Source organism: Streptomyces sp. PKU-EA00015 (assembly GCF_013387495.1).
Lineage (GTDB): Bacteria > Actinomycetota > Actinomycetes > Streptomycetales > Streptomycetaceae > Streptomyces.
This window is the reverse complement of sequence record NZ_JABZEE010000002.1, coordinates 238,321-260,951: the sequence shown is the minus strand read 5'-3', so window position 1 is coordinate 260,951 and position 22,631 is coordinate 238,321. Positions and strand designations below refer to the sequence as shown.

At 72.2% G+C, this 22,631-nt stretch carries 17 protein-coding genes and 1 pseudogene; 4 read left to right on the top strand and 14 right to left on the bottom strand.

Annotated elements, in window-relative coordinates; translation table 11 throughout:
- Positions 1-143 precede the first annotated feature (143 nt).
- The gene (locus tag HW130_RS02770; RefSeq protein WP_177147860.1) at positions 144-2,954 is read right to left on the bottom strand and encodes an EAL domain-containing protein; all 2,811 of its coding nucleotides are present in this window, start codon (positions 2,952-2,954) and stop codon (positions 144-146) included.
- Positions 2,955-3,346: 392 nt separating this feature from the next.
- The gene (locus HW130_RS02765) at positions 3,347-4,294 is read right to left on the bottom strand and encodes a 2-hydroxyacid dehydrogenase (RefSeq protein WP_218183036.1); all 948 of its coding nucleotides are present in this window, start codon (positions 4,292-4,294) and stop codon (positions 3,347-3,349) included.
- A gap of 84 nt (positions 4,295-4,378) precedes the next feature.
- On the opposite strand from HW130_RS02765, the gene HW130_RS02760 reads away from it, so the two are divergent.
- The 3 genes from HW130_RS02760 to HW130_RS02750 all read left to right on the top strand — a co-directional run bounded on the left by HW130_RS02760 (position 4,379) and on the right by HW130_RS02750 (position 6,984).
- On the top strand, positions 4,379-5,377 hold the full coding sequence (locus tag HW130_RS02760) for an aldo/keto reductase (RefSeq protein WP_177147724.1): 999 nt from the start codon (positions 4,379-4,381) through the stop codon (positions 5,375-5,377).
- A 228-nt stretch (positions 5,378-5,605) separates the two neighbouring features.
- Complete coding sequence (locus HW130_RS02755; protein ID WP_256355819.1) at positions 5,606-6,760, top strand: sorbosone dehydrogenase family protein; 1,155 nt, start codon at positions 5,606-5,608, stop codon at positions 6,758-6,760.
- Between the two features lie 14 nt (positions 6,761-6,774).
- Positions 6,775-6,984 (top strand): DUF6191 domain-containing protein, encoded by a 210-nt coding sequence (locus HW130_RS02750; protein WP_177147722.1) that lies wholly within the window; start codon positions 6,775-6,777, stop codon positions 6,982-6,984.
- Between the two features lie 155 nt (positions 6,985-7,139).
- Here HW130_RS02750 and HW130_RS02745 read toward each other — a convergent pair whose 3' ends face one another.
- The 4 genes and pseudogenes from HW130_RS02745 to HW130_RS02730 all read right to left on the bottom strand — a co-directional run bounded on the left by HW130_RS02745 (position 7,140) and on the right by HW130_RS02730 (position 11,125).
- Entirely contained in the window at positions 7,140-7,919 is a 780-nt protein-coding gene (locus HW130_RS02745) for a GNAT family N-acetyltransferase (protein ID WP_177147721.1), read from the bottom strand.
- Positions 7,920-8,085: 166 nt separating this feature from the next.
- A complete protein-coding gene (locus HW130_RS02740) occupies positions 8,086-8,649 on the bottom strand; it encodes a GNAT family N-acetyltransferase (protein WP_177147720.1) in 564 nt (187 codons plus the stop codon).
- A pseudogene (locus tag HW130_RS02735) lies at positions 8,624-8,941 on the bottom strand (hypothetical protein); the annotation flags it as partial. The gene HW130_RS02740 and the pseudogene HW130_RS02735, both read right to left, overlap by 26 nt.
- A 90-nt stretch (positions 8,942-9,031) precedes the next feature.
- Positions 9,032-11,125 carry a phosphocholine-specific phospholipase C gene (locus tag HW130_RS02730; RefSeq protein WP_177147719.1) on the bottom strand — a complete coding sequence of 698 codons (2,094 nt, stop codon included), beginning with the start codon at positions 11,123-11,125 and terminating at the stop codon, positions 9,032-9,034.
- A gap of 274 nt (positions 11,126-11,399) precedes the next feature.
- Here HW130_RS02730 and HW130_RS02725 point away from each other — a divergent pair, with 274 nt between their 5' ends.
- Positions 11,400-12,299, top strand: coding sequence for a hypothetical protein (locus tag HW130_RS02725; RefSeq protein ID WP_177147718.1), 900 nt, complete (start codon positions 11,400-11,402; stop codon positions 12,297-12,299).
- A gap of 13 nt (positions 12,300-12,312) precedes the next feature.
- On the opposite strand, the gene HW130_RS02720 is transcribed toward HW130_RS02725, so the two are convergent.
- The 8 genes from HW130_RS02720 to HW130_RS02685 form a co-directional block, all read right to left on the bottom strand.
- Positions 12,313-12,597: a hypothetical protein gene (locus tag HW130_RS02720; RefSeq protein WP_177147717.1), complete on the bottom strand. Its 285-nt coding sequence runs from the start codon at positions 12,595-12,597 to the stop codon at positions 12,313-12,315.
- Positions 12,598-13,013: 416 nt separating this feature from the next.
- Positions 13,014-14,522, bottom strand: coding sequence for an Asp-tRNA(Asn)/Glu-tRNA(Gln) amidotransferase subunit GatB (gene gatB, locus HW130_RS02715; RefSeq protein WP_177147716.1), 1,509 nt, complete (start codon positions 14,520-14,522; stop codon positions 13,014-13,016).
- A 16-nt stretch (positions 14,523-14,538) separates the two neighbouring features.
- Positions 14,539-14,781, bottom strand: coding sequence for a hypothetical protein (locus tag HW130_RS02710; protein WP_177147715.1), 243 nt, complete (start codon positions 14,779-14,781; stop codon positions 14,539-14,541).
- The gene (gatA, locus tag HW130_RS02705) at positions 14,778-16,271 is read right to left on the bottom strand and encodes an Asp-tRNA(Asn)/Glu-tRNA(Gln) amidotransferase subunit GatA (protein ID WP_177147714.1); all 1,494 of its coding nucleotides are present in this window, start codon (positions 16,269-16,271) and stop codon (positions 14,778-14,780) included. Before gatA ends, HW130_RS02710 begins: the two co-directional genes overlap by 4 nt.
- Positions 16,272-16,275: 4 nt before the next feature.
- On the bottom strand, positions 16,276-16,572 hold the full coding sequence (gene gatC / locus HW130_RS02700; protein WP_016642027.1) for an Asp-tRNA(Asn)/Glu-tRNA(Gln) amidotransferase subunit GatC: 297 nt from the start codon (positions 16,570-16,572) through the stop codon (positions 16,276-16,278).
- Between the two features lie 293 nt (positions 16,573-16,865).
- A complete protein-coding gene (locus tag HW130_RS02695; RefSeq protein ID WP_177147713.1) occupies positions 16,866-18,995 on the bottom strand; it encodes a bifunctional diguanylate cyclase/phosphodiesterase in 2,130 nt (709 codons plus the stop codon).
- A 362-nt stretch (positions 18,996-19,357) separates the two neighbouring features.
- Entirely contained in the window at positions 19,358-21,541 is a 2,184-nt protein-coding gene (ligA, locus tag HW130_RS02690) for an NAD-dependent DNA ligase LigA (RefSeq protein ID WP_177147712.1), read from the bottom strand.
- Positions 21,542-21,571: 30 nt separating this feature from the next.
- Positions 21,572-22,585, bottom strand: a complete 1,014-nt coding sequence (locus HW130_RS02685; RefSeq protein WP_177147711.1) for a methionine synthase — start codon at positions 22,583-22,585, stop codon at positions 21,572-21,574.
- Positions 22,586-22,631: the final 46 nt, after the last annotated feature.

Below are 22,631 nucleotides of genomic sequence, written 5' to 3'. Positions count from 1 at the left end.
CGTGCCGTGAGGCAAGCGAGGGGAGCGCGTCGGGAGGTGTCCGCAGAGCCTGATCGGTGCGGCTCTGCTCAGCCGACGCGCTTTCCAAGTACGAGAATTCGGGTGCGCATGGCACTGACCCTCTCCCCGCCGCGCCATCACTGTCAAGTGGGTGGGACGCGCGTCTCAGCATTTGAGCCATTTCGCGCCGGCGGAATTCCACCGGTCAGCACCGGCAGAGCCATCCCCGTCGGGACCGGGTACTCCTCCCTGACCAGGGCACGACGCAGCCGGTACTCGTCCAGCGGTCCCGAGAAGGCCATTCCCTGGCCGTGCGTGCAGCCCATGGCCCGCAGCGCGAGAACCTGCTCCGGTACGTCGACGCCGTCCGCCACGGACTGCATGCCGAGATCGCGGGCGATGTGGAGCAGCCCGCTGGTGATCTTGTGCAGACGCGCGGACTCGACGACGCCCTCGACCAGGCCCCGGTCGAGCTTGAGCACGTCGACAGGCAGCCGGCGCAGGGCGTTGATGGCCGCGTAGCCGCTGCCGAATCCGTCCAGGGCGATCCGTACGCCGAGTCTGCGCAGGGCGACCAGCCGCTGCTCCAGCTCGTCGAACGAGATCCGCGGGTCGCTGTCCGCGAGCTCGATGATCAGCGCTCCGGACGGCAGCTGGTGGCGGGTGAGCAGCGCCTCGATCGAGCCGAGCGGCAGGGACCTGTCCAGCAGGAGCCGGGCCGACAGCCGTACGGAGACCGGGGTGGGATGCCCGAGCCTGCCCCGCTCGGCCGCCTGTTCCACGGCCTCTTCGAGGAGCCAGCGGCCGAGCTCGGCGCTGCGGTGGCCGTCGTCGGCGACCCGCAGGAATTCGGCCGGGGTGAACAGGATGCCCTGCGCGGACCGCCATCGGGCCTGCGCGGACACGGCGGCGATCCGGCCGGTGGTCAGGCTCACCACGGGCTGGTGCAGGAGGGCGAACTCCCCGTCGTGCAGCGCGCTGTGCAGGCGGGCGGCCAGCTCGGTCCGGCGCACCACGTCGGCCTGCATCTGGGGCGCGTACAGCTCGACGCGGTTCTTCCCGGCGGCCTTGGCCCGGTACATGGCGAGGTCGGCGTTGCGCATGAGGTCGGTGGGGCTCATGGCCGGCTCGGCGAAGGCCACCCCGATGGAGGCGGCCACCCGAACCTCGGTGCCGTCGACGCGGTACGGCTGGGAGAGCATGAGCCGCAGCCGGTCGGCGATCTCGTGGACCTGGAGCTCGCGTGCGGTCCCGTCGTGGGTGCCGTCGCCGATGATGAGGGCCGCGAACTCGTCGCCGCCGAGCCGGGCGGCCGTGTCCCCCGCCCGTACGGAATCGGCCAGCCTCCGGGCCGCCTGGATCAGCAGCTCGTCGCCCGCCTGGTGGCCGAGACGGTCGTTGACGCCCTTGAAACCGTCGAGATCGATGAAGAGCACGGCCGTACCCGGATCGCCTGCCCTGCGCCCGCTGAGGGCGCGGCGGACCCGCTCGGTGAAAAGGGCGCGGTTGGGCAGATCGGTCAGCGGGTCGTGTTCGGCGTTGTGCTGGAGCTGGGCCTGCAGGCGGACCCGCTCCGTGACGTCACGGCTGTTGAGGATCAGGCCGCCCTGGTGGCGGCTGACCGTGGACTCCACGTTGAGCCAGGCACCCGCGCCCGACCGGAAGCGGCACTCGATGCGGGTCGTCGGCTCGTCGGCGGGCGCGACGGCGAGGAACCGGCGCAGCTCGTGGACCACGCGGCCGAGGTCGTCGGGGTGGATCAGCGAGGCCAGCTCGGAGCCGACGAGCTCCGCGGCGTCGCGCCCGTAGACCTTGGTGGCCGCGGGCGAGACGTAGCGCAGGACGCCGGTGGGAGCGGCGATCATGATGACGTCGCTGGAGCCCTGGACCAGGGAACGGAAGTGGTTCTCCTTCTGGGCCAGTTCGTGGGTGAGCGCGATGTTGTCCAGGAGCATGATCCCCTGGCGTACGACGAGAGCGAGCACGACCGTGCAGCCGGTGATCACGACGACGCGGTCGACCCGGCGGTCCTCGGTGACGCTGTACAGGATCCCGAGCGTGCACACCGCCGCGGCGAGGTACGGCGTGAGGGCGGTCAGCGAACTCGCGAGGGGTCTGCCGGTCTGCCGGGGTCCGCGCGGCGGCCCCCCTGTCTCGGTGGAGCGGCGTGCGCCCCAGGGCGCGTACGCCAGCAGGAGCGAGCCGGCGAACCAGCCCGCGTCGAGCAGTTGGCCCGACCGGTAGCTCTCCCGCAGCAGCGGCGAGGTGAACAGCGCGTCGCACAGCACGGTCAGCGCGAGGCCGGCGATCGCCGTGTTGACGGCGGACCGGCTGGCCGGCGAACGCCGGAAATGGAGCGCGAGCACCATGCTGACCAGCACGATGTCCAGCAGCGGGTACGCGAGGGCCAGTGCGGCCGGGGCCACGCTCTCGCCCTGGGCGTGCGCGGTGTGGGCGAGGGCGAGGCTCCACGACAGGGTGAGCAGCGAGCCGCCGATCAGCCACGCGTCGAGTACGAGGCACACCCATCCGGCCCTGGTCGCCGGGCGCTTGGCGAGCACCAGGAGTCCGACGATGGCCGGGGGCGCGAAGCAGAGGAAGAACAGGTCGGCGAGGGAGGGGCTCGGCACCTCGCGCCCGAGCACCACCTCGTACCAGCCCCATACGCCGTTCCCCGCCGACGCCATGAGGGACGAGATCGAGAAGAGCAGCCAGGCGGACCGGAAGCGGCACTCGGGTGTGCGCGCGTAGACCAGGCACGAGACGGCGGCGACGAGCGCGGCGGCGCTGAGCCCGAAGTCGCCCATGATCAACGCCACATGGCGCGATCCCCAGCCCAGGGCCGCGCCGACGCCGTAGGCGGCGCAGACGGCGGCCAGGGTCAGTTGCGGAAGCAGCGCGGCGGCGCCGGCCGGGACGGGGCCCCGGGCCATCATCGCCCCGGGCGCGCTCACCGGACCGCCCTCGGGTGCGTGGTCGGCGGCTGCGGCCGCGCCGGGTGGGTGAGCGGTGGATGTGCCGACCGCGGCCGGCACATCGGCATGCGCGGCGCCCGGTCGGTCCTGCGCACCGCAGCGCACAGCAGTCGCCGTCGGCGGCCCTGCCGCGTCGGATGGTCGGTCCATCGGCCCTGCATCGCCCGTTGCCCCCCTCAGGTCTGATCGGCAGTCAGCTCGCGCCACAGCACCGCTCCCCGCGTCCGGTGCAGCCCCCAGGTCGGGACGATACACCAATATCGTCACTCAGGGACATAGTCCCTCTACTCTCCGTGACGACCTGCGATGATGAGGGCACGCCACGCATTCGAGTGACTTCAAAGCGTGATTATGATCCCGACTGGCAACCCTCAGGCGCCGGTCGTCTTCACTACGTTGCGCAGAGGCTCCCCGGCGGCGAACCGGGTGAGCTGATCGGCGAGCAGCCTCTTGGCACGGGGCATGAACGCCGAGGTCGAGCCGCCGACATGGGGACTGATCAGTACGCCCGGCGCGTGCCACAGCGGATGGCCCGCGGGCAGCGGCTCGGGGTCGGTGACATCGAGTGCCGCGGTGAGCCGCCCGCTCTCCACCTCCGCGAGCAGGGCCTTTGTGTCGACGACGGGGCCGCGCGCGACGTTCACCAGCAGCGCGCCGTCCTTCATCCGGGCCAGGAAGTCGGCCCCCACCAGGCCCTTCGTCCGCTCCGTGAGCGGCGTGGAGACGATCACGACGTCCGCGTCGGGCAGCAGTTCCGCTAGATCGGCGAGTGCGCGCACTTCCCCGCGCTCCGTTGCCCGGGCGGAGCGCGCGACGCGCGCCACCCGCGCGCATTCGAAGGGCGCGAGCCGGTCCTCGATGGCCGCGCCGATGGAGCCGTAACCGACGATGAGCACCGACTTGTCGGCGAGCGCCGGATAGAAGCCGGCCCGCCACTCCTCGGCATCCTGCCCGCGTACGAAGCCGGGGATGCCGCGGAGCGAGGCGAGGATCAGCGCGAGCGTCAGCTCGGCGGTCGACGCCTCGTGCACGCCCCGGGCGTTGCACAGGCGTACGCCCTCGGGCAGCAACGGAAGGCCCGGCTCCACATGGTCGATACCGGCGGAGAGGGTCTGCACGACACGCACGGACCGCATCGCGGGCAGGGGCCGTATGGCGACCTCCATGCCCTTCATGTACGGGACGACGTAGTACACGCAGTCGGCGGGGTCGGCCGGGAAGTCCGCTTCGCCGTCCCAGAATCGGTAGGACAGGCCCGACTCCGCGGGCAGGCCGTCGATCTCGTCGGCCGGGATGGGCAGCCACACATCAGCAGTCATGGTCAGGAGGCTATGCGAAGGGCTCCGCGGGCCATTGGTTAGTTTTGACGACGGCCAGGGGGCCCAACGGGAAGGTACGGGGAGTTGGAGCGCAGGACAATCGGTGCGGCGGCCCTCGAAGTGGGCGCCGTCGGGCTCGGCTGCATGCCGATGAGCTGGGCCTACACGAGTTCCGAGCAACGCGGGGAGCGCTCGCTGCGCGCCGTCCACGCCGCGCTGGACGCCGGTTCGACCCTGCTCGACACCGCCGACATGTACGGCCCGTTCACCAACGAACTGCTGATCGGCAGGGCGCTGAAGGAGCGGCGTGCGGAGGCCTTCGTGTCGACCAAGGCGGGGCTCCTCGTCGGGGACCAGCACATCGTCGCCAACGGCCGCCCCGGGTACGTGAAACGCGCCTGCGACGCGTCGCTGCGCCGCCTGCAGACCGATGTGATCGACCTCTACCAACTGCACCGGGCCGACCCCGAGGTGCCCGTCGAGGAGACCTGGGGCGCGATGGCCGAGCTGGTGTCGGCGGGCAAGGTGCGGGCGCTCGGGCTGTGTGCCGTCGGAGCGCGCGCCGGACGGCGCTCCGGCGCGGACGTGCATGCGCAAACGATCCGGCAGCTGGAGCGGGTCCAACAGGTGTTCCCGGTGAGTGCGGTGGAGGCGGAGCTCTCGGTGTGGTCGCCGGAGGCGCTGGAGCGGCTGCTGCCGTGGTGCGAGGCGCGCGGGATCGGGTTCCTTGCGGCGATGCCGCTGGGGAACGGGTTCCTCACGGGGACGCTGACGCCCGGGCAGGGCTTCGAGGCGGATGACGTGCGGGCGCGCCATCCGCGGTTCACGGCGGAGATGATGGCCGCCAACCAGCCGGTGGTTGCGGGACTGCGGCGGATCGCGGAGCGGCACGGGCCGGGGACGACGCCGGCGCGGGTGGCGCTGGCATGGGTGCTCGGGCAGGGGCGGCACGTGGTGCCGCTGCCGGGGACGAAGCGGCCCGAGTGGGCGGTGGAGAACGCGGGCGCCGCGGATCTGGAGCTGACGCCGCGGGACCTCACCGAGATCGCGTCGCTCCCGCCGGCGCAGGGGTCCTGGGACTGAGGACGGGATGCGGGAGGCGGCGTCCGCGGGCGCCGGGCGGGGCGGCGGCGTCCGGGGATGCACGGCCGCTTCCGTGGCGGGTCGCGCGAACGTTCCGGCGAACGTTCTGGCGAAGATCGGGAACCTTCGGGCGGGCCGCGGTGTAAGAACAGTAGTCAGGCAGTTCACCCGGCTCGCCGGGCAGCGCAAGCAGCCGTCGAAGGGATCACCACCGTGCACCGTCCTGCATTGACGGCCGTCGTGGCCGCCGCCGTGCTCTTTCTCACGGCCGGGTGCTCCTCCGGCGACGGGAGGCATCCGGCGGGCAGTGCCGGGCCGTCGTCGGACCGGACCGGCTCCCCCACCGGCGGCTCGCCCAGCGCCTCTCCCGCCCCCTCCGGACCTCCGGCGAAGGGTTCGGTGAAGGTGGTCTCGACGCTGACGGAAGGGCTGCAGTCCCCTTGGGGCGTGGCGGCCCTGCCCGGCGGGGATCTGCTGGTGGCCTCGCGCGACGAGGGCACGATCACCCGCGTGTCGGCGGACGGGGGCAAGCAGACCGAGATCGGTTCCGTGCCGGGCGTCGCCCCCGGTGGGGAGGGCGGTCTGCTGGGCCTCGCGGTCTCCCCGTCGTTCGCCTCGGACCAGCAGGTCTACGCCTACTTCACCACCGCGTCCGACAACCGCATCGCCCGCATGCTGTACGACGAGCAAAAGCCCCCCGGCCAGCAGCTGGGCGCGCCGGACACGGTGCTCCGCGGCATCCCCAAGGGGGTCATCCACAACGGCGGGCGGATCGCCTTCGGCCCGGACAAGATGCTCTACGCGGGCACGGGCGAGACGGGTGAGACGGGTCTCGCGCAGGACAAGGAGTCGCTGGGCGGCAAGATCCTGCGGATGACCCCGGACGGTCAGCCGGTCCACGGCAATCCGGAGGCCGACTCGGTGGTCTACTCGTACGGGCACCGCAATGTGCAGGGCCTCGCCTGGGACTCCGAGAAGCGGCTGTGGGCGGCCGAGTTCGGGCAGAACACCTGGGACGAGCTCAATCTGGTCGAGCCGGGGAAGAACTACGGCTGGCCCGCGGCGGAGGGCAAGGCGGGCAAGGCGGGATTCGTCGACCCGGTGGCGCAGTGGCGGACGGCGGACGCCTCGCCGAGCGGTATCGCCTATGCCGAGGGGTCTATCTGGATGGCCGGTCTGCGGGGCGAGCGGCTGTGGCGGATCCCCCTGTCCGGCGCGGAACCTTCCGCCGAGCCCCAGCCGTTCCTCGAGGAGGAGTACGGCCGTCTGCGCACCGTGCTGTCGGCGGGCGGGGACCAGGTCTGGCTCGTCACCAGCGAGACGGACACCCGGGGCACACCCGAGCCGGGTGACGACAGGATCCTCCGACTGGAGGTGGGATAGGAGGCGGCCGGTCCGTGTTCCACACCTTCGACGAGTTCTTCGCCCCGGGCCGCAGACATGCCGACGAGGAGCGGCAGCGCCTGGCGCTGACCCGGGCCGACGTCGGGGACAGCGACCCGGGCAGCGGCCCCATAGACCTGGCGTCGGGGCGCGTCACGATCCGGGTTCCGCAGGGACCGCCGTCCCCTGCCGACGAGGCGCCGTCTCGTCCGGAAGACCAGTGAACAACCGCAGGCGGTGCGCCATGGCCGTGCTTCACCCCCGGCCGGAGTGGGTGGTTCACGGCTTCTGCCGTTGCCCTCGACGTGAGCGGCGGCACGGCGGGCGTGTCCGAGATGCCCCCGGGCCCGGCCGCCGAGCACCCCTCAGCGGCCGGGGCCTACGGCTCGTACACGTACGGCGTCGTCGTCGCCAGGGCGGCGAAGCCGAGACGTTCGAGGATGGGGCGGCTGTGGTCGGACGCGTCGACCTGCAGGTACCGGACGCCCCGGCGCGCCGCGGCCGCGGCCCGGTGGGCGACCAGGGCGCGGTAGATGCCGCGGCCGCGCCACTCGGGGCGGGTCCCGCCGCCCCACAGACCGGCGAAGTCGGTGCCGGGCGTGAACTCGATCCGGGCCGCGCAGACCGGCAGGTCGCCCGCCATCGCGACGGTCATGAGGACCGTGTCCGGTGTCTGGGCGAGCTGGGCGAGGAGCTGCTGCCGCAGCCGGGTGCCGTCCGTGCCGAACGCCCTGTCGTGGACCCGCATCGTCAGCTCGACGCCCGCGGGTCCGGTGACCGCCTCCAGCCGTACGCCGTCCGGCAGTTCGGGGACGGCGGGCAGCCCTGACGTCTCGGCGACGAGCACGGTCTCCTCGGGCTCGGGCCTGAAACCGGCCGCGAGGAGCCGGCCGGCGAGGTCGCGCGGTGCGTCGTGGCTGTAGAGCTTCCATTCGAAGGCGAGGCCGCGCCCGGTGAAGTACCGCACCTGTTCCGCGATGTCGGCGTCCGCCGTGTCCGCCGTCAGGTCCGACCAGAGGACGCCGCTCCAGTCGCCGTCGGCACCGACCTGCCGGACGACGCGGCCGGAGCGTTCGGTCAGGGGCCCGGCGGCACCGGGCGGGGTGGTACGGCAGCGCATCTGGCGGTCGAAGAGCGCGAGCACGGCTGTGTGATCCATGCGCGCATTGGAGCAGTCGGCCGTCTGCGGCGGCCAGCGCTTTTGCGGCGCCACGGGGGCTCGGCATCACACGGCGTGGCGCGACGCAGGGCGGGGTGGTCACACGGCGTGGCGCGGGTACGGGGCGGACCGCCCTCACGAGGCCCGCCGGAAGGTCGCTCGGCCGCTACGCGGCGGAAGCCCGCCGCTCACGCCATTCCGGCGCCAGGATCGACCAGCTCTCCATGTCGTGCCGGGTGCCGCGGTAGGCGTAACTCTCGCGCAGCGCGCCCTCGTACGTCATCCCCAGCCGCTGGGCGACGGCGATGCTGGGCTTGTTGGCGGAGGAGACCTGCCATTCGACGCGGTGCATGCCGCGCTGCTCGACCGCCCAGTCGATGATCACCCGCACCGCGCGGGTGACGAGCCCGCGGCCCGCCGCCGACGGCTCCAGCCAGCAGCCCGCCTCGCAACTGCCCATGGCCGGGTCGAAGGTGCGAAAGAGCACGCCGCCGACGAGGGTGCCGTCCAGCCAGATGCCGTAGATGCGCCCGGCGTCGGCCGCCGCCTTGTCCGCGTAGGACTGGAGGAACGCGCGGGCGGACGCCAGGTCCTCGGCGGCGTCGGGCAGTCCGACGTACCGGCCGATGAACTCGCGGCCCCGCTCTATGTGCGCGAAGAACTCCTCGGCCTGCCACGGCTCCAGGGGGCGCAGTTCGGCTCCGTCATCGCCCAGGCTTACCGCGAACACTGTGCTCCTCCGGGAGTTGGGGCACGAGCTCGCCTTGATCGCCCGCGTGCTGCACGGGGATCTTCGCACGCGCGGCGTCGCGGCACTCCGGCTTTTCCATGCTGATGCGGGGCAGCCGGCGGTCCATCCAGCGGGGCAGCCACCGGTTCGCCCCGCCGAGCAGTTCGCTGCCCCGACCCCATTGGAAGATCGCGACGACGACACCGAAGGCGGAGGCGACGGCGGCGACGTTCATCGCGGCGGCCTTGAGCGGAATGCCGAGGGAGCGGAAGGCGAGCAGCAGGAGCTCACACAGGTGCGCGGAAGCGGGATGATCTTTCCTTCCCGCCTCCGCGCACCGCGTGCGCGTACCGCGCGATGGGCGGCCCGAGGCCGCAGTGGGTCAGCCGGAGACGCTGGCGCGCCCGTTCTCGATGTGACCCATCAGCCTGCGGCAAAAGCCCTCGTCGCCGTCTGCGGTCACCTCGATGTCGTACCAGCCGTGCGCGTCGGCGGCGGAGTGCACCACCGTGCGGCTGCGGCCCGCCTTGACCGTGACGCTGCGGGTCCACGTGCGCAGGTCGGCCTCGTCGACGTAGCCGAGCGGGCGGACGGTGAAGGTGACGGGCTCGCTGCCGCGGTTGCGGAGCGTGAGGTGCACATCGCGGTCGTGGTGGTCGATGTGCGAGGTGACCTCGGCGGCTCCCCGGGCCCGCCCGGCGAACTCCCGGCGGAAGCCGTTGGGACCGGTCACGGTGAAGCGGTAGTGGTCACCGGTGAGCGGCACGCTCCACTGCGCCTCCCCCTTCACATCCGCGTGCTGCGGGACGTCGAACTCGCCGGCGTACGGGTAGAGCGCGAAGTGCGCGCTCGCGCGCCCGGTGTTGCGCAGCGCCACCGTGACCGTCCTGCCGTCCGTCGTCCCGTGCGCGTCGGGCTGGTAGGGCAGCGGGCGCGCCGGGCGGGTGCCGGGCTCCTGGACCGGCATGTGCTGCTCCGCCGGCGGCACCGGACGCCAGCGCCCCGTGAAGGGCGGGACCGGTCCCGGCTGCTCGACCTCCGGCTGCGGCCTGCCGCGCCCGAAGTCGAACGCCGAGGTGAGGTCGCCGGTGACCGTGCGCCGCCAGCGTGTGATGTTGGGCTCCTCGATGCCGGTCCACTTCTCCAGCAGCCTGATCACCGACGTGTGGTCGAAGACCTCGGAGCAGACGTAGCCGCCGACCGACCAGGGCGAGACGACGAGCATCGGCACCCGGATGCCGAGACCCGTGGGCAGCCCCTGCCAGCGCTCCTCGGTGGTGCCGGCCGGCGGCACGGGCGGCGGGACATGGTCGAAGAAGCCGTCGTTCTCGTCGTAGTTGATCAGGAGGACGGTGTGCCGCCACACCTCGGGGTGCGAGGCGAGCGCGTCGAGCACCTTGTAGACGAGCGACGCGGAGGCGATCGGCGAGGACGAGCCGGGGTGCTCGGAGTCGACGGCGGACGGCACGAGGTAGGAGACCTCGGGCAGCGTGCCCGCGGCGACGTCGGCCCGGAAGGCGTCGGCGAGCCGGCCCGTCTCCACCCGGCGCAGGCCGCGCTCGAAGAGGGAGCGCTCGGCGTCGGTGAGGGTCTTGACGCCCTCCTCGAGCGCCGCGAGCAGCCGTTCGCGCTCGGCGGCGTCCGCGGTCCCGCGCACCTTCGCGTAGAAGGCCTCCATGTACGTGAAGTCACCGGCCTTCGCCAGCGCCTTGCGCGCGATCTTCTTGAACGTGGTGAAGAACTCGATGTTGTTGTCGGTGAAGTTCTCCCACTCCGTGTACGTCTTCCAGGTGCGGCCCGCCTTCTCCAGCCGTTCCGCGTACGTCGGCCACGGGTAGCCGGGGTGGGTGCCCTCGGCGTACGCGGCGTTCGTCACGGCGCGGCGGCCGTCGGCCTCGTAACCGGTCCAGCCGCTCCACAGGTGGTTGCGGTTGGGGCTCGTCGAGGTGTGGGTGGAGGAGTGGTAGGCGTCGCAGATGGTGAACGTGTCCGCGAGTTCGTAGTGCAGCGGCAGGTCGCGGCGGTCGTAGTACGCCATGGTGGCCGCGGTCTTGGCCGTGATCCAGCCGTCCATCCAGCCGCTCCGCCAGGCCTTCGCGCCGCCGGTCCACGAGTGGTCGAGGTCGCCGATGTACTGGAGGTCCTTCTTCTGGGCCTCGGCCGCGTCGCGGACGGGGAAGGGCAGGACCGTGCCCATCGGTCCCGGCTGCTCGAAGACCGGCTTGCCGGAGGGCAGTCGGACGGCGTTGCGGTCGCCGAAGCCGCGAACGCCGCGCAGGGTGCCGAAGTAGTGGTCGAAGGAACGGTTCTCCTGCATCAGGATCACCACGTGCTTCACAGCGCGCAGGCCGCCCGTGGGCGGTTCGGCGGCCAGTGCGGCCTGGAGGGACGGCGGCAGCAACGAGCCGACGGCGGCGGCGCCGACGGCTCCTCCCCCGAGCGCGAGCATCCTTCTGCGTGAGATTTCCGGTGACATGCCCGACCTCTTCGTCGACGACCAATGGTTCTGCTGCGATCCATTGAATGGTTACGGCCGGGACGGTAGTGAGAGGGGATGTCGAGGAGAAGGCCTGGTGACGACCCCGTGGTGAACGTCCAAGAAGCCGCGCCGGGAGTCCAAGCGGGATCCGGCCGGCGGGATCCGGTCCGGGAGGAACCGCCCGGGTGCCCGGGGACCGGCCTGCGGCAAAAATCGGCCTCGGTCGGCAAGACCGCCGGAATTGTCGGTGGGCCCTGGCACCATGGCCGACATGGACTACAGGGGGATCGATCAGACGGCACTGACGCCCGCGGACGCGGCGGAGTTCGCCCGCATGCTCCACGACGCGCCCGGCCCTCATCTGGGCCGCGCCCCCGTCCCGGTGCTCGTGCACGGCCCCGGCGCCCTGCTCGCCGAGCGCCGGGAGGCGTTCCACGGGGTGTACGAGGCGATCACGGCCCGGATAGGCCAGCCGACGCTCTACGGCGGGTCGTCACAGGGGCCCAGCGTCCGCTGGCGGGACAGCCACCGGCTGGTGCTCCTGGCGGGTGACCACCGCCAGGTGGGGCTGTCGGTCCACGAGACGGAGGCCCTGGAGGACGAGGAACACCGCGCCTTCGAGTGGGGCGGGGCCTGGTCGGGCGACGAGCCGCACGGGCCCGACTTGCTGCCGTACGTATGGCAGTTGGACCGCAGCGGCCCGGGCGAGCGCCCCCTCGCGCGGCCCGGAGGCCGGATAGCCCCGACCCTGGAGCACGTCCGGACCGGGCTCGAACTGCTCCTCGCGGCATGGGTGGAGCAGCTGCCCGTGCAGGTGGGCACCGACTGGGCCAGCTTCTGCGTGACCAGTTCCGCCGACCGCGGCCGCAGGATCCTCGTGTCGTACAGCATCGAGGACGGGCTGTACGCGTCGGTCGACGACCGCGACGGGGAGGACGACGAGGAGCGGGCCCGGCTGATGCTGGCCCGCGGCTGGCAGTCACGCGACCGGGGCTGGTGGCAGACGGAGTTCACCGAGCCGGAGCGGGAACACGCGGCCGCGCTCGCCCACTTGGTGGTGGCCGAGCTGCGGGCCCGCGGCACGACGGAGCCGGAGGAGCTGCGGGCCCGGGACGTCAGTTGCAAGGACCGGGGCGAGATGTGGCTGCCCGGCCTCGGCATACGTCACTGACGCCCCGCTGCCCTCAGGCGCCGAGAAGACCGGTGCCCGGGTCGAGCCGGCCCGTCAGCGGCTGGAGGTCGTTCGGCACGCCGGCGAGGCGGTTGAGCCCGGTGAGCTGCTCGGAGGGGGCGGGCAGCTCCTGGCGGTGCTCGGGTGCGACCGAGTCGGTGGAGAGAGCGTCGAGTTCGTCCATCACCGAGAGGGTCGTCGGGCCGTCGAGGGGAGCGGCGCTCGCGGCGGGTGCGGCGAACGCGGAGGCGCCGGTGGCGAGGGCGAGGGCGGCGAGTACGCGGTGTGCGGTGGTCATGCCATGAGCAACGCGGCGCGCAATCAACGGGTCACGGCCCGGCCCGGCCGCTCACCCGTGCGGCACGGCTCCCACGGGGGCGCGCGGTCCGCGCCCGTCCCGTGACCACGGCCAAGGCCCTTGGGGCCGCCGGACGGGCCGCGGGCCGGACGGGCCGCCCTCCCCCCCACGCCGGCGTGGCCGGTGCCCCGGCGGGGCGCTGCACTTCCCGGGCCGGGTCCACAGCCCGACCGAGGACCTATGTCCCAGCCCGCCCGGCGCTGGAGGACATCGCCCCAGGGCGGTGCCACGACCACCGGGGCGCAGGTGGCTCGCCACCGGACCCGGCCCAACGGCCGGGCCCATGCCGCGGGTTGGCTCCGGACGTGCGGGAGGGCGGCACGTCGTGCGTGCCGCCCTCCGACCGGACGGGGGCGTCAGCCCTCGACGCCCAGCTTCTCCAGGATCAGCTCCTTGACGCGCGCCGCGTCCGCCTGGCCGCGGGTCGTCTTCATGACCGCGCCCACCAGCGCGCCCACCGCCGCGACCTTGCCGCCGCGGATCTTGTCCGCGATCGCCGCGTTGCCCGCGATCGCCTCGTCGACGGCCGCGCCGAGCGCGCCCTCGTCCGAGACGACCTTCAGACCGCGCTTCTCGACGACCTGGTCCGGGTCACCCTCGCCGGCGAGGACGCCCTCGATGACCTGGCGGGCCAGCTTGTCGTTGAGGTCACCGGCCGCGACGAGCGCCGTCACGCGGGCGACCTGCGCCGGCGTGATGGGGAGGGAGGACAGGTCCACACCCTGCTCGTTGGCGTTGCGCGCCAGCTCGCCCATCCACCACTTGCGCGCCGCCGCCGCGTCGGCCCCCGCGTCGGTCGTGGCGACGATCAGGTCGACAGCGCCCGCGTTGAGGATGGACTGCATGTCGTGCTCGGAGATGCCCCACTCCTCGCGCAGCCGGTTGCGGCGCACGCGCGGCAGCTCGGGGAGCCCGGCACGCAGTTCCTCGACCCACTCGCGGGCCGGGGCCACCGGCACGAGGTCCGGCTCGGGGAAGTAGCGGTAGTCCTCCGCCTCCTCCTTCACACGGCCCGACGTGGTGGAGCCGTCGTCCTCGTGGAAGTGGCGGGTCTCCTGGACGATCGTGCCGCCGGACGAGAGCACCGCGGCGTGCCGCTGGATCTCGTACCGGGCCGCACGCTCGACGCTGCGCAGCGAGTTGACGTTCTTCGTCTCGGAGCGCGTACCGAACGCGGACGAACCCTTCGGCATCAGCGAGAGGTTCACGTCGCACCGCATCTGGCCCATCTCCATGCGGGCCTCGGAGACGTCCAGCGCCCTGATGAGCTCGCGCAGCTCGGCGACGTACGCCTTGGCGACCTCGGGGGCGCGCTCACCGGCGCCGACGATCGGCTTGGTGACGATCTCGATCAGCGGGATGCCGGCGCGGTTGTAGTCGAGCAGGGAGTGGGACGCGCCGTGGATACGGCCCGTGGCGCCGCCGACGTGCGTCGACTTGCCGGTGTCCTCCTCCATGTGCGCGCGCTCGATCTCGACGCGGAAGACCTCGCCGTCCTCCAGCTGGACGTCCAGGTAGCCGTTGAAGGCGATCGGCTCGTCGTACTGGGAGGTCTGGAAGTTCTTCGGCATGTCCGGATAGAAGTAGTTCTTCCGGGCGAAGCGGCACCACTCGGCGATCTCGCAGTTCAGCGCGAGACCGATCTTGACGGCCGACTCGACGGCGGTCGCGTTGACGACCGGGAGGGAGCCGGGCATGCCGAGGCAGGTAGGGCAGGTCTGCGAGTTGGGCTCGGCGCCCAGCTCCGTGGAGCACCCGCAGAACATCTTGGTCTTGGTGCCGAGCTCGACATGGACCTCCAGGCCCATGACGGGGTCGTAGGACGCGAGGGCGTCCTCGTACGACACCAGTTCAGTGACGGTCACGATGAAACTTTCCCTCTCAGCCCAGCAGAACGTCGTCGTCGCCGAGCCGCTTCAGCTCGCGGTAGAGGATGGCCAGACCGGTGACGATGGCGGCGGCGGACACGGCGGCGTCGACGAGCCGCAGGAGGTCACCGTCCTCGCGGGCCAGCTTGGCCTGCTTGGCGACGCTGATCGCACCGAAGGCGGTGGTGCCCAGCGACACGTACAGCCCGGTCTTGGACTTCTTGAAGTTCTTGGCCTTCTTTGCCATGGCACTCATAGCGACGGAGCCTCCTCGAGCAGCGGGTGACCCCAGCGTTCCACGAAGGCTGCCTCGACGGCGGCACCGACCTTGTACAGCCGGTCGTCCTTCATGGCGGGGGCGATGATCTGCAGGCCGACGGGCAGGCCGTCCTCGGGCGCGAGACCGCACGGCAGGGACATCGCCGCATTGCCGGCCAGGTTGGTCGGAATGGTGCACAGGTCCGCGAGGTACATCGCCATCGGGTCGTCGGCGCGCTCGCCGATCGGGAAGGCCGTGGTCGGCGTCGTCGGGGAGACGATGACGTCGACGTTCTCGAACGCCTTCTCGAAGTCGCGCGTGATGAGCGTGCGGACCTTCTGCGCGGAGCCGTAGTACGCGTCGTAGTAGCCGGAGCTGAGCGCGTACGTGCCGAGCATGATGCGGCGCTTGACCTCGGGGCCGAAGCCGGCCTCGCGGGTGAGCGCGGTGACGTCCTCCGCGGACTTCGTGCCGTCGTCGCCGACGCGCAGGCCGTAGCGCATCGCGTCGAAGCGGGCGAGGTTCGAGGAGCACTCGGACGGCGCGATCAGGTAGTACGCGGCGAGTGCCAGGTCGAAGGACGGGCAGTCCAGCTCGACGATCTCGGCCCCGAGCTCCTTCAGCAGCTCGACGGACTCGTCGAAGCGCTGCACGACACCGGCCTGGTAGCCCTCGCCGCGGAACTGCTTGACGATGCCGACGCGCATGCCCTGGACGGAGCCGTTGCGGGCGGCCTCGACGACCGGCGGGACCGGGGCGTCGATGGACGTCGAGTCGAGCGGGTCGTGACCGGCGATGACCTCGTGCAGCAGGGCCGCGTCCAGGACCGTACGGGCACAGGGGCCGCCCTGGTCGAGGGACGAGGAGAAGGCCACCATCCCGTAGCGGGAAACGCCGCCGTAGGTCGGCTTGACGCCGACGGTCGCGGTGACGGCGGCGGGCTGACGGATCGATCCGCCGGTGTCCGTGCCGATGGCGAGCGGGGCCTGGAAGGCGGCCAGCGCGGCGGCCGAACCGCCCCCGGAGCCGCCCGGGATACGGGTCAGGTCCCAGGGGTTGCCCGTCGGGCCGTACGCGCTGTTCTCGGTCGAGGACCCCATGGCGAACTCGTCCATGTTGGTCTTGCCGAGGATGACGACGTCGGCGGCCTTGAGCTTCTTGGTCAGGGTCGCGTCGTACGGCGGGATCCAGCCCTCGAGGATCTTGGACCCGACGGTGGTCGGGATGCCCTCGGTGGTGAAGATGTCCTTGAGCGCGAGCGGCACGCCGGCGAGCGGGCCGAGCTTCTCGCCCCTCGCCCGCTTCTCGTCGACGGCGCGGGCCTGCGCGAGGGCGCCCTCGCGGTCGACGTACAGGAAGGCGTTGACCTTCTCGTCGACGGCGTCGATACGGGCCAGGTGGGCCTCGGTGACCTCGACGGCCGTGAGCTCGCCCGCGGCGATCTTCTCGGCGGTCTCGGCGGCGGTGAGCCTAATGATGTCCGTCATGTGATTAGTCCTCCCCCAGGATCTGCGGCACCTTGAAACGCTGCTGCTCCTGGGCCGGGGCGCCGGAGAGCGCCTGCTCGGGGGTGAGCGACGGACGGACCTCGTCCGCGCGCATGACGTTGGTCAGCGGCAGCGGGTGGGAGGTCGGGGGTACGTCTTGGTCGGCGACCTCGGAGACGCGGGCGACCGCGCCGATGATGTCGTCGAGCTGTCCGGCGAAGTGATCGAGCTCTTCGTCCTTCAGCTCGAGACGCGCCAGCCGGGCGAGGTGGGCGACCTCCTCGCGCGTGATGCCAGGCATGCAGCGATCCTCAGGGGTGAGTGTGATGGTTTTGGCCCAATCCTATGGGGCGGGGCGGGGTGACCGTGAAACGGTTTGCCTCCAGGGGCCGGTCCCGGCTCCCGGGTCCGCATCACGCCGCCGCCGACGCGCGCGCCCGAGGTGCGGGGCAGGGGCCGGCCGTCCGGGCCACGCCGCGCGACCCGGCCCCGGTCTTCCCGCCCCGCGCCCGCCGGCGCACCTGAGCCCACGGAGCGGCACCCTGCCGGGCCGGCCTCCGGGGGCGCGAGACCGCCACGTCGTGCGGTCCCGGCCTACGGGACCGCGTGGCCCGGTGTGCGGTTCGCGCCGTTCGGCGACGGGGGGCGTTCGCCCGCCGGGAGCGCCGGGCGGTGCCAGCCCCGCTCCCCCCTGGCCAGCAGCCACGCCGTCGTCTCCTGGGGCGGCATCGCCGCCGCCACCAGCCACCCCTGCACCGCGTCGCAGCCCAGGTCCCGCAGCCGCTCCCACGTCTCGTCGTCCTCGACGCCCTCCGCGACGACGAGCAGGCCGAGCGAGTGGGCGAGGTCCACGGTGCACCGGACGATCTCCGCGTCCTCGGTGTCCACGGCGAGCCGCGCCACGAAGGACCGGTCGATCTTCAGCTCGCTGACCGGGAGCCGGCGCAGGTGCACCAGCGAGGAGTAGCCCGTGCCGAAGTCGTCGAGGGACATCTTCACGCCGTGGTCGGCGAGCCCGGCCAGCGTGTCGGCGGCCCGCTGCGGGTCCTCCAGGAGCACGTGCTCCGTAATCTCCAGCTGGAGCGCCCCCGGCGGGACCCCGTGCCGCGCGAGCCGCGCGGCGACCGCGCCGGCGAAGCCGGGGGTGTGGACGTCGCGGGGGGAGACGTTGACGGCGACCGGGACCGTGAGCCCCTGCGCCCGCCACTGCGCGACCTGCGCGAGGGCCGTCTCCAGGACGTACTCCGTCAGGTGGGGCATCAGGCCGGAGGACTCGGCGATGGCGATGAACTCGTCCGGCGGGACCCGCCCCCGCTCCGGATGCACCCAGCGCACCAGGGCCTCCAGCCCCGAGACGTGCCCGTCGAAACGGACCTTGGGCTGGTAGTGCAGCTCGACCTCGCCCGCGTCCAGCGCCCGGCGCAGATCGCCGAGGAGGCCGAGCCGGTCGGGAGTGTTGCTGTCGCGCTTCGACTCGTACACCTCTACGCCCGTGCGGTCCCGCTTCGCCTGGTACATCGCGACGTCCGCGCGGCGCAGCAGTCCCTCGGCGTCGAGGGCGTGGTCGGGGAAGACGGCGAGTCCGGCGCTCGCCTCCAGCACGAGGGTGAGCCCGTCCAGGTCGAGCGGAGAGGACAGCTCGGCGACGAGGTGACGGGCGACGCGCTGCGCGCTGGTCGTGGAGTCGGCCGTGGGCAGCAGGACGGCGAACTCGTCGCCGCCGAGCCGCGCCGCCTCGGCCCCGCGCGGCAGCGCGAGCCGCAGCCTCTCGGCGATCTGGAGCAACAGCCTGTCGCCCGCGAGATGGCCGAGGGTGTCGTTGACCGCCCGGAAGCGGTCGAGGTCGATGAGGACGAGGGCGGAGCGCGCGCCGGAGCTCTCGGCGTCCTCCAGCGCGGACCAGGTGCGCTCCAGCAGCCACTGACGGTTGGGCAGCCCGGTGAGCGGGTCCCGCAGTTGCTCCTCGGCCCGGGCCCTGGCGATCCACAGGGTGGAGTCCAGCGCGATCAGCGGTACGGCGAACAGCGGCAGGAGCACGGGCATGGCCACGGTCACGACGCTGATGAGCGGGGCGATGCCGACGAGGGCGAGGGCGACCAGGCCCTGCCGGAGCAGGGCGGTGCGGGCGACGGTGGGCAGTCCGCCGCCCTGCGGGGCGAGGACGTACCACAACAGGAGCCGGGTGACGGCCAGATACGCGGTGGCGGCGAGCATGACCTCGGGCGCCGCCTCGACTTCCCAGCGCAGCGGATCCCACGGCTTCTCGACGCTGGGAACGACTCCGAAGGCGGCGAGCGCGAGCGCCGCGGCACCGATCCCCAGGATGTCGACGGCGCCGTGCAACAGGCCCTGGCGCCATCTGCCCCGGCACGCGGCACCGACGAGGGCGACGACCGAGAGGCTGACGAGCCCGGCGGGCACCCAGCCGAACAGCAGCAGGACGGCCAGGGTGAGTGCGGCGCCCGAGCCGGTGCCGCCCCACCAGCGTTCGCGGCCGAGTGCGACGAGATGGCCGACGATGATCCCGGTGAGCAGCGCGAGGGACCAGCCCTCGGTGGAACCGGGGAACAGGGCGTGTCCTTCGCGTACGGTGGTGACGACTCCGGTCACGAGCACGAGTGCGGCGCCCGCGACGACGGCCGCGGGCAGCCCGGGGGTCCGGCCCACCAGGGCCGCGAATGCACGCGGCCGTGGGGCCGGGGCGGCGCTCTCGGTCGGTTTCATTCCCGTCCCTCTCACAGCCGGCGGTGCCGATGCGGTCCTGCCCCGTCGATCCTGCCGGGCCTGATCGAACAGGACGGGGCCGGGCGATGGCTCCCGTTGTCATGCCACCACGACTGAAATCCCACCACGCAGCCGTGCACGACAGGCGCACATCTCAACAGTAGGCCGCAGGAGGCTCGGACGGGCAGCGCTCTACAGCTCTTGCCCGAATGCGACCTGACCATCCTTAACCATCTGGTATGCGCTGAACGGGTGACCTGTACTGGCCGTTCCACCGGCGCTCCACGCGTCGCTTTCCGGCCCCGCGCGCCCTTCCGGGCTCCCCGTGCGCCCCCGGGATGAACCGCCCATTTCCCTGCGTGTCATGCCTCTTCGGTCACAGCGGCCTCACGGGCCGCATCCGGGCCCTGCTCCAGCAGGACCGCGAAGCCCGCTTCGTCCAGCACGGGCACCTTCAACTGCACGGCCTTGTCGTACTTCGACCCGGGGTTGTCACCGACCACCACGAAGCTGGTCTTCTTGGAAACGGAACCGGCCACTTTCGCACCGAGGCTCTGGAGCGCCTCTTTTGCGCCATCCCTCGTGTGGTGCTCCAGAGTGCCGGTGACGACGACAGTCAACCCCTCCAGTGGGCGCGGGCCTTCGTCCTCGCCGGTCGTCTCCGCCTCCAGCGGGACGCCCGCCGCACGCCACTTGCGCAGGATCTCGCGGTGCCAGTCCTCCGCGAACCACTCCTTGAGGGAGGCGGCGATGATCGGTCCCACTCCCTCGGTCGCCGCGAGCTCGGCCTCGGTGGCCTGCTCGATCCGCTCGATGGACGGGAACTCGCGGGCCAGGGCGGCGGCGGCGACCGGACCGACATGGCGGATGGACAGCCCGTTGAGGAAGCGGGCGAACGGGCGCCGCTTGGCGGCCTCGATGTTCTCCAGCATCGCGAGGGCGTTCTTCCTCGGGCCGCCCTCCTTGGTCGCGAAGACGGTGACGACCTTGTCCTCTCCCGTCTTCGGATCGCGCTTGGGCAGTCCGCTGTCCTGGTCGAGGACGTACGCCTTGATGGGCAGCAGTTGCTCCACCGTGAGGTCGAACAGGTCGCCCTCGTCCTTCAGCGGCGGGTCGGCAGGCTCCAGCGGACGCGTCAGCGCGGCGGCGGCCACCTTGCCGAAGGCCTCGATGTCCAGGCACTCGCGGCCGGCGAGGTAGAAGAGGCGCTCGCGCAACTGGGCCGGGCAGGAACGGGCGTTGGGACAGCGGATGTCGACGTCGCCCTCCTTCATCGCCCGCAGCGGCGTCCCGCACTCGGGGCACTCGGCCGGCATGACGAACTCGCGCTCGGTGCCGTCCCGCAGGTCCACGACGGGCCCGAGGATCTCCGGGATGACATCGCCCGCCTTGCGCAGCACCACGGTGTCGCCGATGAGGACGCCCTTGGCCTTGACCACGTCCTGGTTGTGCAGGGTCGCGAACTCGACCTCGGAGCCGGCGACCGTGACCGGCTCCACCTGCGCGTACGGCGTGACCCGGCCGGTGCGGCCCACGCCCACGCGGATGTTGACCAGCTTGGTGTTGACCTCCTCCGGCGCGTACTTCCAGGCGATGGCCCAGCGCGGGGCGCGTGCGGTCGAGCCGAGCCTGCCCTGGAGCCGGATCTCGTCGAGCTTGACCACGACGCCGTCGATCTCGTGCTCCACGGAGTGGCGGTGCTCGCCGAAGTAGGCGATGAACTCCCGCACCTCGTCGAGGGAGCCCACGACCTTGTTGTGCCGGGCGACGGGCAGTCCCCATTCGCGCAGCAGACCGTACGCCTCGGACAGCCGGTCGATGTCGAAGCCCTCGCGGGCCCCGATGCCGTGCACCACCATGTGGAGCGGCAGCTTGGCGGTGACCCTGGGGTCCTTCTGGCGCAGCGAACCCGAGGCGGAGTTGCGCGGGTTGGCGTACGGCTGCTCGCCCGCCGCCACACGGCGCTCGTTGAGCTCCTGGAACTTCTCCATCGGGAAGTAGACCTCGCCGCGGATCTCCACGAGGTCGGGGATGCGGTCGCCGCGCAGCCGCTCAGGGATCTCGGCGATGGTGCGCACGTTCGGTGTGATGTCCTCGCCGATGCGGCCGTCGCCCCGGGTCGCCGCGCGGGTGAGGCGGCCCTTCTCGTACGTGAGGTTGACCGCGAGGCCGTCGACCTTGAGCTCGCACAGGAAGTGGTAGCCGGGCGCGCCGACGTCGCGGGCGACGCGCTCGGCCCAGGCGGCCAGCCCGGCGTCGTCGAAGGCGTTGTCCAGGGAGAGCATGCGCTCGCGGTGCTCGACCTTGGTGAGCTCGGTCTCGTAGTCCCCGGAGACCTTCTGGGTCGGCGACTCGGGGGTGCGCAGTGCCGGGTACTCCTCCTCGATCGCCTCCAGCGCGCGCATGAGCCTGTCGAACTCGGCGTCGGAGACGATCGGGGCGTCCTTCACGTAGTACCGGAAGCGGTGCTCCTCGATCTGCTCGGCGAGTTGGGCATGCTGCTCCCGCACGTCGGCGGGCAGTGCCGTCTGCTGTTCGCCAGCCACCGTTTCGTCCTTCCGTCTGCCGTGCACCCGCTACTCAGGGTTGTCCGCGAGTGATCTCGCGGCCCGGACGCAGTGGGCGAGCGCCGCCCGTGCGTAGGCGGGGGACGCGCCTGCGAGGCCGCAGGAGGGGGTGATCACGACCGACTCGGAGAGACTCCCCGGATTCAGCCCCAGCCTGCGCCACAGTGTCCGTACACCCTTGACGATATCGGCGCCCACCGACAATCCGGCCGATGCGGTGTCGGTGGAGGGCACGACGCCCGCGAAGAGCTTGGTACCGCCTTCGACGGTCTCGCCGATCGCCTCCTCCTCACGCTCGGTGAGCAGGCCGAAATCGAACGAGATCCCGTGCGCCCCGGCGCGGCGCAGCAGCGCGAACGGCACCTCGGGGGCACACGAGTGCACAACCACCGGACCGTCCGTGACCGCGACCACGTCGCGCAGCGCGCTCTCGACGACCTGGCGGTCCACGGCGCGGTGGGTGCGGTAGCCGCTCGCCGTGCGGATCCGCCCGCGCAGCACGGCCGTCAGGGACGGCTCGTCGAGCTGGAGCACGACCTGCGCGCCGGGCACCCTGCGGCGGACGTCGGCCAGGTGGCCGCGCAGTCCCTCGGCGAGCGACGCGGTGAGGTCCCGGCAGGCGCCGGGGTCGCCCAGCGCCGCCTCGCCGCCGCGGAGTTCGAGGGACGCGGCGAGCGTCCAGGGGCCGACCGCCTGCACCTTGAGCGGGCCTTCGTACCCCTGCGTGAACTCCTCCAGCGCGTCCAGGTCCTCGCCCAGCCAGGAGTGCGCGCGGCGGGTGTCGCGGCCGGGGCGGTCGCTGACCCGCCAGCCGCTGGGCTCGACATGGGCGTACATCTCGACGAGCAGCCCGATGGTCCGTCCGATCATGTCGGCGCCGGGCCCGCGGGCGGGCAGCTCGGCGAGGTGCGGGAAGTCCTCGAAGGACCCGGTCACGGTCCGCGCGCTCTCGCGGGCGTCCGAGCCGGGCATGGACCCGATGCCGGTCGCCGCTCCCCACGTGAAGTCCTGTTTCTCGCTCACGCGGGAAGCGTACGTGGCCCGTGCGGCTCCGGCGCGGGCCCGGTCC